This is a genomic window from Adlercreutzia equolifaciens, from assembly GCF_029076695.1.
Taxonomy (GTDB): Bacteria; Actinomycetota; Coriobacteriia; order Coriobacteriales; family Eggerthellaceae; genus Adlercreutzia; species Adlercreutzia equolifaciens_A.
In genome coordinates, this window is record NZ_JARFIK010000001.1 from 650,160 (window position 1) to 666,489 (window position 16,330).

A 16,330-nucleotide genomic window follows, 5' to 3' on the forward strand; every position below is an offset into this window, starting at 1 on the left:
CGTGCTGCTGCTACAAGAAAAGAGGAAGCAATGCTGAACGTCCAAGAGGTATTCGAGAAGTTCGAGGAAATTGGCTGCTGTGCGTTTGCCACGTTGGATGGCCGCGGCGGCATCGACTCGCGCATCGCGCACTTTTTCGCCTGGGACGAGGAGGGGCTGTACTTGCGCACCATGGCATCCAAGCCCTTCTATCGCCAGCTGGTGGAGGGCGGTCAACTGGCTGTTTCCGGCGAAAAAACCGGAGGGGCCTGTACATGGGACGAAGACAATCTGCCTCACTTTCAGCCGGGCTACACCATGCGCGTATCTGGAGCCGTGCGCGAGCTGACCGAGGCGGAGCTGAAAGCGAAGGCGGCTGCCAGCTCGCTCTTCAACGTGGCGGTCTATGATATCGAGAAATACCCGGAAACACGGGTGTTCGTGCTTCATAGCGCCTGGGGCGAGCTGTTCGTCTACGACTTCAATTGCGTGCACATGGACCACAAGATTCAGCGTGAGCGCTTCGCATGGGGAGGCGCCACCTTCGTGGACCCGGGCCTGACCATTTCCTATGCCTGCATCGCGTGCGGCCAGTGCGCCGAGGTCTGCACCCATAAGGCTATTGTGCCCGGAGATCCTTACCGCATTCTTGGCGAGCGCTGCGACGAATGCGGCAATTGCTATCACGTCTGTCCCGCGGGAGCCGTGGAGGCGAAGGGGGTCTAGGGGCCCCTGGATAAAAGGAAAGCTGCAGGACCGCCGGGGGAGGGAGCGGGGTTCCTGCAGCTTTCAGGGAGGGAAGGTGCCGAGTGACGCGTTACGCGACGTCCTCGGCGGCGTTCATGCCAGCCATGCGGCCGCCCGAGTAGGCGCACATGAGGGAGTAGCCCTCGTAGTCGCAGTAGGGGGCGCTCATGAGGGTGCCGTTGTCAGCGCCGGCAACGTACAAGCCGGGAATGGCCAGGCCCTTGTTGTCGATGGCCTGCATCCGATCGTTGGTGCGGATGCCGCCGATGGTCACCCAGGCGCTCGGCTCGTACTGCATGGCGTAGAAGGGTCCTTCGGCTACCGGCTGCAGGAAGCAGGCCGGCTTGTAGAACTGCTCGTCAACGCCGTTGGCGCAGTAGCCGTTGTACTCCTCGAGCGTCGCCGTCAGGGCCGGCGCCCCAATGGCCTCCGCCAGGGCCTCAATGGTGTCGGCCTTGAAGATCCAGCCCTCTTCGACGCCGGCGTCGATATTGGCCTGCACGTCCTCCAGGGGCTTGTCCTTCAGGGTCATCATGCCCGTGCGCCAGTTCTCGGCATCGGAGCCGCACAGCGTCCACGGGTCAGTGCCGGCGTTCAGGCCGTCCACGTAGGCCTGGTCGACGACGGCATAGTACTGGCCGCCCACCAAAGAGATGGCTCCGCCCAGGGCCAAGGGGAGATTTGCGAATTTGCCCTCGTTGCTGAAGCGGCGTCCCTCGTTGTTCACCAGGAGGGTGCCGTAGATGCCAATGGAGAAGGCGGCATTGCCCTTGCCCCACAGGCCGTTGGCGTTTTGGTTGGAGCCGGAGAACTCGTTGCCGGCAATGCCCCACTGGGTAGAAACCTGGCCGCCCACCTGCTGGACCATGTCGATACCCTCGCCCACGGACAGAAGGTTGCCCAGCGGATTGACGAAGGTGCCGAAGCGCTCGGTCATCATGTCCGGGTTGCCCAAAAAGCCGCCCGTGCAGACGATGACGGCCTTGGCCTTCACGTCGATGACGTTTTCGCCCTCGCACTGGACGCCAACACAGGTGCCGTCTTCCATGATGAGGCGCTTGCCGGCGGTTTCGAAGATGAAGGCACCGCCGTTCTGCTCGATGAACTCCTGCAGCGGGCCCATGCGATCAACGCCCTTGGCCTGCGTTTTGGAATCGGTCGGATCGGACTGGAAGTTGCAGCGTACCGAATCATGGCCAGCGCCGTAGTTGTCGGGACGAAGGCCGGTGGCCACGCCGAAGTCGTCCGTGAACTGATCGACGGTGCTGCCGGAAAGTTCCACGGCGCGCTTGATGGCCGCGGCATTGGTTGCCCAGTGCGCGTACTCCATAATGTGGTTGAAGGCTTCTTCCACGGTGAAGTCGATGTTGGCGTTTTGCTGCAGCTTCGACCCTACCATGAACGGGCCGCCCGCGATGGAGCCGTTGGACGTTCCCACGTCGGCGCCCTTCTCGATGACAATGACGGATTTGCCGGCGCGCACGGCCTCCACGGCCGCCCACATGCCGGCGCCGCCGGCGCCCACGATGACGATATCGCACTCGCGCGTCTCGTCAGCGGTTTTCAGCTCGGCGGCCTCTTCGGCGCCCGAGCCCGTGTCGGCAAGCGCCCCCGAGCTCTGTTGCGGTGCGCACCCGGCAAGTGCTGCGGCGCTTCCCAGAGCGGCGACGCCACCCAGCGTCAGAAAGCTGCGACGAGAAAGTCCTTTGTTCAACGACATCATGTTCTCCCTCCAGAAGATGTACTGATTGCCGGCTTGGCGATGTGGCTCTGAAGCCTTGCCGTTGCGGCCGGCGCGCCCCGTTGGCGCTACGGTCATAATGACGGGCCGTCAGCACGTTGTCGCGGGTGAACAGGGGGAACCCTCGGGGTGATTAAAAACTCACCCCTGTCCTCACCCCCGGGCAAAACGGCTGGTACAATGGCGAGAACCGAGGGGAGGGGGCTTCATGGAGGCACGAGAGGTGCTCGAGGCGCACGGGGATGAAGGGGAGCGGCACGAAGAGCCGACTGACGCCTCCCTGCTTATGCCTTTGCGCTTTTTAGGGATGGGGCTTTTTATCGCGTGGCTTTGCTGCACGCATCTGACCCTGGTTTTCCCCGGGGCTGGCTACAGCCTGGATCTGCGCAACGCCTTTGACACCGGTATGCGTTTGGGCGATATCGCCACCTTCTTACTGCTGGCAATCTTGGCAACACGCGTGGGAAACCTGGCGGTGCGCCCCAAGCTTTGTACGGTGTTGGTGGCCCTTACTGCGGCGGGAACTTTGCTCGTGGGGCTCGTCCTCATTCCCGCGGGGCTGCCTTCGGAGGTTGTCTTAGCCGTGAGCGTGCCGGTGGCGGCGGGCGGTTCGGTGCTTTTCTGCCTGTGGGCCCAGGCGTACAGTCAGATGGGCATGGCGCGCGCGGTGGTCTACGGCGCGCTCTCCTGCATTGCGGCCGGTGCCGTCTCGTTTTTGGTGGGAACCATGAAGCAGCCTTACGCCGTTATCATCACTGGCTTGCTGCCGCTTTTCTCCTACGCTTGCGCCTTCCTGAGCTTCCGTCTTTTGCCAGCGGAGCCTGCTCCGCGATCCGGTGAGCGCTATGCTCTGCCCTGGAAGCTTATCGCCATCATGACGGTGGCGGGGTTTTTGTCGGGGGCTTCGGGGTCCGGGCTTCCTCAAGCAGAGGGCATCGGATCGATGCTGCGCGTGGCCAGTACGGCCCTGGCGGGTTTGGTGCTCCTTGCGCTCTTCCGGTTCGCCCGGGACCGCGCCGACGTGCGTATCCTTGCGAAAACAGCTGCCGCCCTTGCCGTGGTGGCCGTGGTGCTCGTTCCTCTGGTAGAGCCGGCCGCTGCCTTGGTAGAGGCTTTTCTTCTGAAGTTATCCTATGTGTGGTTCACGTTGTTCGTACTGCTGGTGCTCTCTCGCATTTGCTATCGCTTCGAGGTGCCGACCTTGCGCGTCTTTGCCGTGGCTCGTGCCTGCAGCGAGGCGGCCATCTTCGTCGGCATTATGCTGCGACGTGGTTTTCGCGCCTCGGGGCTGGCGGAAAGCGAGCCCTTTCTGATTGGCTTTGCCGTTTGCGGCCTTGTGCTCATTGCTGCCTGCGTGTTGGTGTGGACCAGTGAAAAGTCCGTGAATGGCGACTGGGGCGCAGCAGGAGTGAGCCTTGAGGGAGGCGTTCATGTGCCGACGGCGCGCGAGCGCTTTGTCGAGCGACGCGATACGCTGGCAGCCGAGCACGGTCTCACGCCCCGCGAGACCGAGATCATGAGCCTTGTGGCCGAGGGAAAGACGCGCCGGCAAATCGAGCAGGAGCTGTTTTTGTCCGAGAACACCGTGAAGACCCACGTTCGCCATATTCATAGCAAGCTGGGAACGAAATCGAAAGAGGACATCCAGGCGCTGTTCGGCGATGGAGGCCGATGAGGGGAGAGTCTTGAGCTTGTCGCAGCCCGTGCCGGAAGGCGCCCGAACGCAAAAACGCCCCGCTTGGCGGGGCGTTTTAAGTTCTGGAGCCAACGAGCGGATTCGAACCGCTGACCTACGCATTACGAGTGCGTTGCTCTACCAGCTGAGCCACGTTGGCAAAAGGCTTCTTGCGAAGCGACTGCAAAGTATAGCGAAACCGCGTCTGCCGCGCAAGAAGAAAAAGCGAGACAAACATGGGAATTCACGGGATGTTCGCTGATCTCCGCCCTCGTAAGGCGTAGGTCAGCGGCTGGCGAGGCTAGCAGCCGAACAGCGCCGCGGTCTCCTCCATGCGCTTGGCGATGGGGACGCCGAAGGGGCAGTTGGGCTCGCAGGCCTCGCAGCCGGTGCAGTCGCCGGCTTTCACGTCCAGGGCCTCGTAGTGCTCGCGCACCGAGGGCGGGATCTCGTCATGGGCCAGAGCCAGGTCGGCGTACTTGTTCACCGTGGCAATGTTGATGCCCACAGTGCAGGGCTGGCAGTGGCCGCAGTAGATGCACTGGCCGAAGTAGGCGTGGGCCGGTGCGGCTGCCAGAATGCTGGCGTAGTCCAACGCCTCGGGGGTGGCGTCCAGGTAGCGCAGGGCGTCTTCCAGCTGGGTGACGCTCTCGATGCCGGCCAGGACGCTGGCCACGGCCGGGCGCGTCAGGCAGTAATGCAGGCATTGCGGTGCGGTCAGGGCCGCGCCGAAGGGCGACTTCTCGGCGTCCAGCAGACGGCCGCCGGCGTAGGGCTTCATGACCGTCAAGCCCACGCCGCGGGCCGCGCAGGTGGCGTACAGCTTCTCGCGCGTCGGATCGATGCGCGCGCCGGCTTCGGCAAAGTCGCCGAACAGGGTTTCCAGATCATCGCTGGCGGGCATAAGATCGTAGGCCGGGTTCAGGCTGAACATGATCATTTCGATCTCGCCGCTTTCAGCTGCTAGCTGCGCTACCTCGGGGTTGTGCGTAGAAAGCCCGATGTGCTGGATGCGCCCCTCAGCTAAAAGTTCCCGCACGTACTCAATAAAGGGACCTGCCATGATCTCGCGAAACTCGTCTACGCGGTCCACGTAGTGGATCATACCCAGCTCCACATGATCGGTTTGCAACCGCTCCAGCAAATCGTCGAAGGCGGGGCGTACCTGGTCCATAGCGCGGGTGCGCACGTACTGGCCGTCCTGCCAGGTGGAGCCGATGTGCCCTTGGATGATCCACTGATCGCGAGTGGGCGCCAGCACCTCGCCCAAACGGCTGCGCACCGCGGGATCGGCCATCCAGCAGTCCACCAGATTCACACCGGCCGCCCGTCCCCGGTCGGCCACAGCGTGCACTTCGGTTAGGTCCATGCTGCCAATCCACTCGGCGCCGAAGCCAATCTCGCTCACCTGAAGGCCGGTGCGGCCCAGCTCACGGTATCTCACGGGTGCTCCTCTCCTACTTTGCTTCTCCTCCGGCTCATCATAACAGCTTGGAGTTAACTTCAAGCAAGGCGGTGCAGCGGCGCCTTGCGCCGGGCCGTGGGGCGGCGGGCGGCACACTGTGGCGGTCGGCGCCGGGCTGTGCGGTGAAACGTGCGGATTCCGTTGGCCCCGTGCGGGCATTCGGGGCCAACGGTATACTAGGAGCCTAATTTGTGGGGCGGCTTCGGCCGCCAGCTCAACCAACGAGGTGCGTTCATGAGTGTACGTTTTTCTCTGGCGAAGGCGGCCAGCGCGGTGTCCACCTGGGGCTTGAAGCATGTGGCCCATCGCCCGGCGGCGAACTTGCCGGGAAAAATCGCCCTGAAAATTGACCCGTCGCTGCTTGATGAGCTGCGGGACAAATGCACCGTGGGCTCGGTTATCACCGTGGGCACCAACGGGAAAACTTCTACGAACAACCTGTTGGCCGACGCCTTCGAGGCGGCGGGGCGCACGATCATCTGCAACCGTACCGGCGCGAACCTGGCCGCGGGCATTTCCTCGGCGCTGCTGCAGCAGCCGGCGGCTCAGTGGGGGGTCTTCGAGTGCGACGAGCTGTGGCTGGCCCACGTGCTGCCGCGTTTGCGCTCCACCTATGTGGTGCTGCTGAATCTGTTCCGCGACCAGCTGGATCGCTGCGGCGAGATCGATCGCATTCAGGGTGCCATCATCCAGGCACTGGAGGGCTCGCCGGAAACCGTGCTGGTCTACAACGGCGATGACCCGCTGTGCGCGCGCATTGCCGAGGCCGTGAGCAACCGCTCGGTAGCCTTCGGGCTCACGGAATCCATGAACCTGGCCCAGAACACCGTAGCCGACGCCCAGATGTGCCAGAAGTGCGACGGCATGATCGCCTACCGCTTCCGCCAGTACGGCCAGCTGGGCGATTACTACTGCGAGTCCTGCGACTTTGCGCGGCCGGAGCTTACCTTTGCAGGCAGTGACATTCGCCTGACGGCTGCTGGCGTGGCCATGGAGGTAACGGGCCCCCGCGGCACGGAAGCCATCCACACGCCGCAGGCCACGCCCTATGCTGCCTACAACTTGCTGGCTTCCTATGCCCTGTGCCAGGAAGCGGGCGTCCCCACGGCGGCGTTGCAGAAGGCCGTCGACGCCTTCAATCCGCGCAACGGGCGCCTTCAGCGCTACACCATCGACGGCCGCCCCGTGCTGCTGAACTTGGCGAAGAACCCCACGGGCTTCAATCAGAACCTCAAGATTGTCGAGGCCGACACGACGCCCAAGGTGGTGGCCTTCTTTATTAACGATCAAGTGGCCGACGGCCATGACATTTCCTGGATTTGGGATATCGACTTCGAGGAATTGGCCGATCAGGAGAACCTGACGGTCATTGCCGGCGGCTCGCGGGCCAATGACCTGCAGGTGCGCCTTAAGTACGCCGGTATCGATGCGGCGCTGGGCGATATTAACGACGCGTTCGCCATGGCGGCGCGTTTGACGGCCGAAGGGCGCCTGGCGGCCGATGCCGGCATCTACGCCATCGCCAACTACACGGCGCTCCCGCCCGTGCACCAGGCGCTCAACGCCATGGAGGCGGCCGGCGGCGCAAGCGGCGCGATGGCCGCTGCATCCAAAGCGGTGGCATCCCGCGCGGCTACTGAGACCGACGCTCCCTCTGCGGGCACTGCCCCAGTGGTCATTGCCCATCTCATGCCCGACCTGCTGAATCTCTACGGCGACGGCGGCAATGTGCGCGTGTTGCAGCAGCGCCTTGCCTGGCGCGGCGTTCCCGTGGAAGTGCGGCGCGTTTCCTACGGCGAATCGGTGAACCTGGACGAGGTGGACCTGGTGTTCATGGGCGGTGGCCCCGATCGCGAGCAGAAGCTGGCCAGCGAGCAGCTGGCGGCTATGGGGGACGATCTGCGCGCCTACGTAGAAGCCGACGGCCCGCTGCTGGCCATTTGCGGCGGCTACCAAATTCTGGGCAAGCAATGGCTTTGGGGCGATGAGCTGGTTCCGGGCCTGGCCATCATCGATATGGAAACGCGGCGTCCCGGCACCTCGGCTGACCGCCTCATCGACAATATGGTGCTGGAATCGCCCTTGGCCAGTCATCCGGTGGTGGGCTACGAGAACCATGCGGGGCGTACCTACCTTGGTGCGGGTGTAGAGGGCTTCGGCCGCGTCGTGTCCTCGTGCGGCCACGGCAACAACGACGATGACAAGGTGGAGGGCGCCCGCTACCGCAACGTGGTGGGCACCTATTCCCATGGGCCGCTCCTGTCGAAGAATCCCGAAGTGGCCGACTGGCTGCTGGCCCGCGCCCTTGAGCGCCAGGCTCAGCGGACGGGTGCTACGGCTCCGGCCCTTGTGCCCCTCGACGACACGGTGGAGCTGGCGGCCAACCGCCACATGGTCGAGCGTCTGGGGTAGCGCCTGCAAGTCGTTCGCCCGCGGCGTTCGCTTATGCGAACGCCAGCGCTCAACAATGGTGGCTTCGTGGCGAACTTATGGAACAAATGCCATGGGCCTGTGGCGTTTCCCTGCGAAACGGGGGCTCTTTCTTGCATCGTTCTCTCTTTTTCACCAAAATGTTACTTCGATGATGAAGAGGTCTGTGGCCGGACGCCATAGCAGATTAAACACGAAAGCGAGACCGCACAGGATGTCCGAAGCATCAGGTAAGAACAATCCGCGTGCCCAGAAGGGCAAGCACGCTTCTCAGCCGTTGGGTCAAAGTGCCTCCTCGGCTGGCTCCAACAATCCGCGCCATTCTCAGCCCCTGCCCGATAACCGCGGGCAGAATTCGCTGCCGGCTGGCTCCAACAATCCCCGCGCCGCTTTGGGCGAGGGGTCGCGGGCACCCCGCCACTCGAAGCCGCTGCCGGCTCCCGAGAGCTATAATTCGGGCCCCATTCCGTCGCTTCCGGCTATGGGCGACGTGAATCCCTATTCTCGTGGCGCCACGGCGGGCGATTACGCTCAGGATCGCCGTCGCAAGAAGCGCAAGCGCGTGCTGCTCGGCGTACTGGCCGCCGTACTGGTGGTGGTGCTGGGCGGGGCTGCTACGGCCTTCGCCTACATCAACCAGCTTGAGACCAACATGAACGACGAGATCACGCCCGAGATCAAGGAGGCGCTGGAGGAGCCCGCGGCCTACGAGGGGGGCACGTTCTATATGCTGCTCATGGGTACCGACGGCTCGAAGGAGCGCTCGCAAACCGAGCAGTACGCCGGCGACAACTTCCGCTCCGACTCGATGATTCTTGCTCGTATTGACCCTCAGAACAAGAAGGTCACCATGGTGTCGCTCCACCGTGACACGGAGATTGAGATCGAGGGCTATGGCCTGCAGAAGCTCAACGCCTCTTACGCCATCGGCGGCCCGGCGGCTGCCATCAAGACGGTGTCCCAGATGGCCGGCGTGCCGATCTCCCATTACGCGGAAATCAACTTCGATGGCTTCAAGGACATCGTGGACGCTCTGGGCGGCGTTGAGGTGGACGTGCCCATGGAGATCAACGACAGCGAGGCCGGCGGCCATGTGTCCGCGGGCAAGCAGACCCTCTCCGGCGACGAGGCGCTCATTCTCTGTCGCTCGCGTCACGCCTACGACGAGTACGGCGACGGCGACCGCTACCGTGCCGCCAACCAGCGCATGGTTCTGGGCGCCATTGCCAAGAAGATCCTTTCGGCCGACGTGGCCACCATGGCTTCCACGGTGGAGGCGCTTTCGAAGTACGTGACCACCGACCTGAAGATTGCCGACATCCTGGCCCTGGCCAATTCCATGCAGGGTCTTGACCCCTCCACCGACATCTACTCCGCCATGGAGCCCACGGAAAGCGAGTACCGCAACGACACCTGGTACGAGCGCCTGGACGTCGAGGGCTGGAACACTATGATGAACCGCATGAAGCAGGGTCTGCCTCCCACGGAAGAGGACGAGGTAGACGAGCTGAACGGTACGGTGCTGGCCAGTGTGGGCGACGGCGCCGGGGCGGCTTCGGACGCGGAAAGCGTGAAGAGCGGCTCGTCCGGCAAGAGCACCTTCTCCGAAACGCGCACTGGCAAGGTGACGGTGAAGAACGGCAACGGCACCGACGGCGTGGGCGCCGAGGCGCTGGAGCGCATCAAGCCCCTGGGCTATACGGCCGACGCTAGCAACGCCAACAGCTTCAACTACGACGAGACGGTGGTGGTGTTCGATACGCCCGACCAGCGCGTTTACGCCGAGGAGCTTATCGACGCTCTGGGCTGTGGCCGCGCGGTGCAGAACAAGAACGGCGAGTACCAGTACGAGGGTGACTTCCTCATCCTGATCGGCTCCGACTGGCAGTAGGCCCTCACAACATCCTAGGCTCAAACAAAGAGGCTTCCCCACGGGGAAGCCTCTTTTCGTATGGGATGCGAGAGTGAGCGGGGTCGGAAGCAGACGGAGCGAGCGGGGGGCGATGGCGCGACGGTCTCCGATTTCGCCTGGCGCTTCGGGAGTCGCGGCGTGCTCGCCCCGTGCGTTTTGATGCGAGTCGCGCTACTTGTGATAGGGCTCGCCGCGCGAGATTTTGTAGGCGCGGTAGATTTGCTCCAGCAGCACCACACGGGCCAGGTTGTGGGGCAGCGTGATGGGGCCGAAGGAGAAGGTCTCGTCGGCCCGGGCGCGCACCGCGTCGCTGACGCCGTCGGAACCGCCAATGACGAAGGTCAGGTCGCTGGTACCGCGCAAGGCCAGTTCGTCCAAATGACGGGAGAAGTCGACGCTCGAGCGCTGCTTTCCCTCGATGGCCATGAGGATGACGCGCGATCCTTCAGGCACCGCGTTCAGAATGGCCTCGCCCTCGCGCTCACGGGCTGCCTCGATGCCACCGGCCCGGGCGGGGTCCACGTCGGCAATTTCCGCCACCGCCACTTTCGCGTAGGGGCGCAGCCGCTTCAGGTACTCGTCGCAGGCCGCTGTCCAGAACTTCTCCTTCAGCTTGCCCACAGCAATAACGGTGATTTTCGTCATGCTAGGCGTCCAGGTCCAGGTCGATTCCCACGGGGCAATGGTCGGAGCCCTCCACGTCATCGTAGATGCTGGCAGCGCGCACGGCGTCGGCCAGCGCGTCGCTGACCAGGAAGTAGTCGATGCGCCATCCCGCATTGGTGGCGCGGGCGCGGTAGCGGTAGCTCCACCAGGTGTAGCGCCCCTCTTCGGTGGGGTGCAGCAGGCGGAAGGTGTCGGTAAAGCCGGCGTCCAGCAGTTCGTTCAGCTTGCCGCGCTCTTCGTCGGAAAAGCCCGAGGCGCCGCGGTTGGGCCCCGGGTTCTTCAGATCGATATCCTCGTGGGCCACGTTGAAATCGCCGCACATAACCACGGGCTTGGGGTCGCAGGTCTCGCCCGAGGGCAGCGCGCCGGCCTCAAGGCCCTTGCAGAAGTCGCGGAAGGCGTCGTCCCACTCCATGCGGTGGTCGATGCGCGCCAGCTCCATCTGGGAATTCGGCGTGTACACGTTCACGAACCAGAACTGCTCGAACTCGCAGGCCACAATGCGCCCCTCGGCGTCCAGGTACTCGTTGCCCAAGCCGTGCAGCACGCGCAGGGGCTCCTCGCGGCAAAACACGGCCGTGCCCGAATAGCCCTTCTTCTGGGCATAACTCCAATACTGGTGGTAGCCGGGAAGATCCAGCTCTACCTGACCCTCTTGGCATTTGGTTTCCTGGATGGCGAACACGTCAGCGCCGAAGGCGTCGAACACCTCAAGGAAGTTCTTTTTCAAAACGGCGCGGATGCCGTTCACGTTCCACGACACAAATCGCATGGGACTCCTTCGCGGGAAAAGACAGAGATAGTACGAAGCAGTGTATCCCATTCGCCGCGCTTCAGGGATGGGCTATTCCGCAGGTTTGTAGGTTACCTCGGCGGGGGAGGGCAGCTCGGCGGTGCAGTGGGGGCAGCGGGTGGCGCCCACGTTGATCTCTTCCAGGCAGAAGGGGCAGGTGGGGGCCTGCTCGATAAGCTCCTCGCCGTTCTTGCCGCGCTTGATGTGCTTCTTGCCGCCGTCCTTCATCTTGTTGAAGGCCTTCACCATGAGGAAGACCACCCAGGCCACAATAAGGAAGTTGATGATGGCGCTGATGAAGGCGCCGAAATCGATGCCGTTCTCCGTGCCGGGCACGGGGATGGTAAGGCCGGCCACATCGGTGCCGTTGCCGCCGGTGATCAACTTGATGAACGGGTTGATGATGTTGTCGGTGAGCGACGTGACGATGGCCGTAAAGGCGGCGCCGATGATAATGCCGACGGCCATATCGATAACGTTGCCGCGGTTGATGAATTCCTTGAATTCAGAGACGAGGTTCTTCATGGTCGGTTCCTTTTGAAGGGGGCCTATCATTTCAAAGTGCTGATCAATGTACTCGTCTTTACGCTGAATCGCGTTACGGCGCGTCAATCCGTTGACAAGGGGTAATGCGGACAAGAAGCCCGCAATCCTACTTCTGGAAGAAGCTGTCGAGCAGCTCGAGGAACACGTCTATGACGGGCGCTACGCGCTCTTCGTCCTCGGTGCGGTAGATGGCGCATTCGCGGAAGAAGGCGCCATCTCCCCTCACGGGAAGGAGGGCGTAGCTCGGATTCTTCGCCAGGTAGCGCAGCTCTTTGCGTGCGGCCGGCAGCACGAGGACGGTGTCTTGCTCAACGGCGAAGATGCCGTCGGTGAAGTTTTGCACCGACAGGATTTTTGTTGGGGGATCAAAGCCGCGGGCAACGCAGGCTTCTCGAATAGCCTGCCAGCCGGGAACGAAGACGTTGTTGACACTCGAGAGCATTTTCACGAACGTGAGTCCTTCGAGCTCTTCGATATCGACCGCTGTGCGACCGGCGAGGGGGTTGTCGCAAGAGACGATGGCCACGAACGGCTGCTCGGCCAGAAGGCGCGAGGTCAGCTCGGAGGGGAGGGGTTCTTCTTGCGCGAGAATGTCGATGACGATGTCCGCTTCATTGCGCAGAAGTGCCTCGGTTCCCCGTATCGCAGCATCGAAGTTAAATACCAGGCTCGCGTTGCCCTGGGCCTCTAGTTCCCCCGTTGCCAGGGAAACCATGGTGACGAGCGCCTCGTTCGGTTGGATGTCAAGGCTCAAGCGCAGCGGCCTGCGGGATTTGAGCATCTTAATGGTGCGCTTCGCTTCTTCGTACTGCTCTACGATGGCCGCCGCTACGCCCCGAAAGTAAAGACCCTCTTCAGTGAGGGTAGTTTTCGTGTGCCCGCGCTTGAGGAGCTGGGTATGGAAATCGGCCTCCAGAATGGAGATGTGCTTGCTCAGCGTCGGCTGCGCCAAATGGAAGTGCCGGGCCGTGGCGGTGAAGTTGAGCGTGTCTGCAAGGTGAACAAACTCACGAAGGTATTCCAGTTCCATGACTTGCCCCTTCCCCCTGCTGCCACGTCTGGCTGTTAGGGCGTATTCTACCACTGAGCGGGGGTCATATCGCTTGCCAGACCGTGCATTCCCTTTTTCAATGAGGTTATTCTGACAAACTATGACGAGCCCTTCATGATGAGCGGGAATACGGGCGCAGCGCATTCGCTCTTTCAATTTCTCAAATGACCTTCCCCTTTCCATACTGCTAGGTATCCGGGCCAAAGGGCCGGAACCGTCGGGCCGCTGTGGCGGCCTCGAAATAGGGAGAGAAGGAAGGAGAGGCTCTATGAGTAAGCTCAATCTCTCGCGGCGCAGCTTCGTGAAGACCACCCTGGCTTCCGGCGCGGCCGTTGCGGCGGCAGCGGGCGCTGGTGTCTTGGGCGGCTGTGCGCCCCATGAGCTGGGAAACACCGGCCAGTCTGCGGCAGCGCCGGACGTAGTCGGGGAGTACGACGAGGGGTGCGAATTCATTCGCTCGTGCTGTCGAGCCTGCGGAAAGATGGAGTGCGGTGTGTGGGTGGTCGTCAAGGACGGGCGCGCCATTGCCATCGAGGGCGACCAGAGTGCGCCCCAGAGCCGCGGTAACTGCTGCTGCAAATCGCAGTCGTCGCTGCAGGCCGCCTATCATCCCGATCGTCTGTACCATCCCATGAAGCGCACCAACCCCAAGGGAGAGGAGCCCGGTTGGGAGCGCATTAGCTGGGACGAGGCCATCGAGATGTGCGCCAAGGGCTTCGGGGAGATCACCGAGAAGTACGGCCCGCAGGCCTTGATGACCCTCTGTGGCACGAGCCGCATCTGGTCTATGGGCGGCTATGCCGGCATGAAGATTCTGCTGGGTACCCCCAATGGCTCGCTGGCATCCCAGATCTGCAAGGGACCGCGTCATTTCACAGGCCAGCTGATCGATCAGCTGGGAAGCTATTGGATGGCCGTCAACGACGGTCCTCGTGTGTACTTGCAGTGGGGCACGGGCGTTGAGGCTTCCAACTACGACGACGCCTGCCGTACGGGCGTCGATGCCTCCAACAACGCCGACGTGCACATTCTCGTCGACCCCCGCGAGGGGCGTCTGGGTAAAGAGGCCGACTATTGGCTGCAGATTCGCCCCGGCACCGATCATGCGTTGGCCCTGGCTTGGCAGAAGATTGTTATCGACAACGACCTGTACGACCATCTGTTTGTTCAGCGCTGGTCGAATGCGCCCATGCTGGTGGTGGACGACATGGAGCCGAGCGGCGGTTGGGTGGTCGATGGCGCCGGCGGTGTGGATATGAAGACGAAGCTGCTGAAGGAGTCCGACATCATCGAGGGCGGTCGTCATCAGCGATTCATGGTATGGGATCTCAACAAGGCCGCGGCCGGCAAGACGGGCAACGACGCCCTGAGCTACCTGGACTCCGAAACCACTCAGTGGGAAGGCGAGGAGTTCGCTGGCTACACGCTGGATGAGTGCGAGTACCTCGAAGAGTACGGCGCTTACATGCCGCCGCCCTCTCAATTCGTCAGTGTGAATCCTGCGCTGGAGGGTACCTATGAGGTGACCCTGCTCGATGGCACGACCCATACGGCGCGTCCGGTATGGACCTATATGCTCGAGTCCCTCGAGGAATGCACCCCCGAGTGGGCGGCAGAGATTACAGGGGTGGATGCCGACCTCATCGAGGAGGCCTGTCTGGTGTGGGCCACGCCGCGCAGCCAAGACCAGTACAACGACGACGGTACCTTGAAGTTCGGCAACGGCGGTATCCATTTCCAGCTTGCGACCGATCAGGTGGGCAACTGCGTGCAGACGATCCGCACCCTCACCTACTTGAGCTACCTGACGGGCAACGAGGATTCCCCGGCAGGCAACCGAGGCCCGACTCGTGCCCCCGCCGTCGGCGTGTTTCAGGCGGCTCCCGAGGCGCCGGTGCTCGAGTTTATGTCCGCCTACCCCTATCCCTCGGGGACCACGATGTACGACATGCAGTCCGCCCAAATCTCCAACGAGAAATTCCCGATGCTGTCTTGGTACAACCAGTGGACCGATGCCACGTGCAATTGGCGCTCGGCCTTGGGCGAGTACGGCCCCTACCGCATTCGCGGCGGTCACGATTCCGGCTCCACGTTCATGAACATGTCGAATTCCGATTTGGCCTGGCGCGCTCTTAAATCCATGGACTTCTGGGCCGCCAACAACTTGTGGCACCATCCGGTAACCGACATGGCCGACGTGCTCATGCCGGCGCAGCATTGGCTCGAGGTCAACCACGGACGCGTATCCCAGGGCGCTTCGGGTGGTATCGGCGCCACCATCAGGGCTATCGAGCCGCCGGTGGACACGATGTTCGACCCGGACTTCTACACGGCGTACGCCAAGGCCATCGGTGTACCGTGGTTCGACGCCGAAGGTTGGTCCACCTGGCCTGATGCTGACGAGAAGCTCGATTTTGCTATTAAGATCGGCAATTCCACCATGGACGCCCAGGGCTATACCGAGCACTTGGCTGAAAGCTGGGACGAGTACGCGCAGAAGTTCCAGGAGCATGGTTGGTGGGATGCCAAGAAGGTCACGCCGGACAACTGGGGCACCTATCACCGTTGGGAGACGGGCAAGATGCGCCAGCGCGCCGCGGGCATTATGAACGACATCTATCCCAGCATGGGCTTCGGCTTCTTGACGGCCACGAGCCGTATGGAGTTCTGGCCTGTGTCGCTGGAGTCCCTCGATATCAACAACGAGGGACATGGCAGCTGCACCTACGAGAGCGACATCATGCCCCATTACCGGGAATCGGCCCATACGCCGGTTGCCGACCCTGAGCGCTATGCGGAGTATCCCTTCGTCGTGACGACGGGTCGCCGTATTCCGGTGTACTTCCACTCCGAGCATCGCCAGCTGCCGTGGTGCCGCGAGCAGTGGCCGGTCCCTCGCATGGAGATCAATCCGGAGGATGCCGCCGAACTCGGCATCGAGCAGGGTGACTGGTGCTGGATCGAGACACCCGAGGGCGCCATTCGGCAAACGGCTGATCTGTATTACGGCATTAAGAAGGGCACGATAAACCTCGAGCACAACTGGTGGTATCCAGAGCTGCCCGGTCCTACGCGCGGGTCTACGCTCTCGGATTGCAATTTGCTTAACGACCCCGACAATCAGGACCATATTATCGGATCGCAGGTTATGCGCGGTTACCTGGCGAAGGTGTACAAGGCAACGCCGGAGAACTGTCTTGAGCGCACGGGTTCCGACAGCGTGGTTCCTGTGGCTCCGGAGGACGGCACGCCCATTATTGCCAGCGCTACCGACGAGCGTCTGAAGGAATGGCTGCCCGACTACGATATCCGTAAGGAGGCGTAA

The 16,330-nt window shown here is 62.6% G+C and carries 11 protein-coding genes and 1 tRNA gene; 5 read left to right on the forward strand and 7 right to left on the reverse strand.

Annotated elements, in window-relative coordinates; genetic code table 11:
• The first annotated feature begins 30 nt into the window (after positions 1 to 30).
• A complete protein-coding gene (locus tag PZH32_RS02490; protein ID WP_275206054.1) occupies positions 31 to 705 on the forward strand; it encodes a 4Fe-4S binding protein in 675 nt (224 codons plus the stop codon).
• A 91-nt stretch (positions 706 to 796) separates the two neighbouring features.
• Here the strand turns inward: PZH32_RS02490 and PZH32_RS02495 are convergent, their stop codons facing one another.
• Positions 797 to 2,446 carry an FAD-dependent oxidoreductase gene (locus tag PZH32_RS02495; RefSeq protein ID WP_275206055.1) on the reverse strand — a complete coding sequence of 550 codons (1,650 nt, stop codon included), beginning with the start codon at positions 2,444 to 2,446 and terminating at the stop codon, positions 797 to 799.
• A 229-nt stretch (positions 2,447 to 2,675) separates the two neighbouring features.
• Between PZH32_RS02495 and PZH32_RS02500 the strand changes: the two genes are divergently transcribed.
• Positions 2,676 to 4,142: a helix-turn-helix transcriptional regulator gene (locus PZH32_RS02500; protein WP_275206056.1), complete on the forward strand. Its 1,467-nt coding sequence runs from the start codon at positions 2,676 to 2,678 to the stop codon at positions 4,140 to 4,142.
• 84 nt (positions 4,143 to 4,226) lie between these two features.
• Here PZH32_RS02500 and PZH32_RS02505 read toward each other — a convergent pair.
• Positions 4,227 to 4,302 (reverse strand) — tRNA-Thr (locus tag PZH32_RS02505).
• A gap of 141 nt (positions 4,303 to 4,443) precedes the next feature.
• On the reverse strand, positions 4,444 to 5,586 hold the full coding sequence (locus PZH32_RS02510; protein ID WP_275206057.1) for an aldo/keto reductase: 1,143 nt from the start codon (positions 5,584 to 5,586) through the stop codon (positions 4,444 to 4,446).
• Positions 5,587 to 5,841: 255 nt separating this feature from the next.
• Here PZH32_RS02510 and PZH32_RS02515 point away from each other — a divergent pair, with 255 nt between their 5' ends.
• Both PZH32_RS02515 and PZH32_RS02520 read left to right on the forward strand, forming a co-directional pair.
• Positions 5,842 to 8,019 carry a MurT ligase domain-containing protein gene (locus PZH32_RS02515; RefSeq protein ID WP_275206058.1) on the forward strand — a complete coding sequence of 726 codons (2,178 nt, stop codon included), beginning with the start codon at positions 5,842 to 5,844 and terminating at the stop codon, positions 8,017 to 8,019.
• Between the two features lie 232 nt (positions 8,020 to 8,251).
• Positions 8,252 to 9,928 (forward strand): LCP family protein, encoded by a 1,677-nt coding sequence (locus PZH32_RS02520; protein WP_275206059.1) that lies wholly within the window; start codon positions 8,252 to 8,254, stop codon positions 9,926 to 9,928.
• A gap of 192 nt (positions 9,929 to 10,120) precedes the next feature.
• Here the strand turns inward: PZH32_RS02520 and rlmH are convergent, their stop codons facing one another.
• From rlmH to PZH32_RS02540, 4 genes are all read right to left on the reverse strand, one after another.
• Positions 10,121 to 10,594 (reverse strand): 23S rRNA (pseudouridine(1915)-N(3))-methyltransferase RlmH, encoded by a 474-nt coding sequence (gene rlmH, locus PZH32_RS02525; protein WP_275206060.1) that lies wholly within the window; start codon positions 10,592 to 10,594, stop codon positions 10,121 to 10,123.
• A 1-nt stretch (position 10,595) separates the two neighbouring features.
• Positions 10,596 to 11,387, reverse strand: a complete 792-nt coding sequence (locus PZH32_RS02530) for an exodeoxyribonuclease III (RefSeq protein ID WP_275206061.1) — start codon at positions 11,385 to 11,387, stop codon at positions 10,596 to 10,598.
• 72 nt (positions 11,388 to 11,459) lie between these two features.
• Positions 11,460 to 11,933 (reverse strand): large conductance mechanosensitive channel protein MscL, encoded by a 474-nt coding sequence (gene mscL, locus PZH32_RS02535; protein ID WP_275206062.1) that lies wholly within the window; start codon positions 11,931 to 11,933, stop codon positions 11,460 to 11,462.
• A gap of 127 nt (positions 11,934 to 12,060) precedes the next feature.
• Positions 12,061 to 12,984, reverse strand: a complete 924-nt coding sequence (locus PZH32_RS02540) for a LysR family transcriptional regulator (RefSeq protein WP_275206063.1) — start codon at positions 12,982 to 12,984, stop codon at positions 12,061 to 12,063.
• Positions 12,985 to 13,273: 289 nt separating this feature from the next.
• On the opposite strand from PZH32_RS02540, the gene PZH32_RS02545 reads away from it, so the two are divergent.
• Positions 13,274 to 16,330, forward strand: coding sequence for a molybdopterin-containing oxidoreductase family protein (locus tag PZH32_RS02545; protein ID WP_275206064.1), 3,057 nt, complete (start codon positions 13,274 to 13,276; stop codon positions 16,328 to 16,330).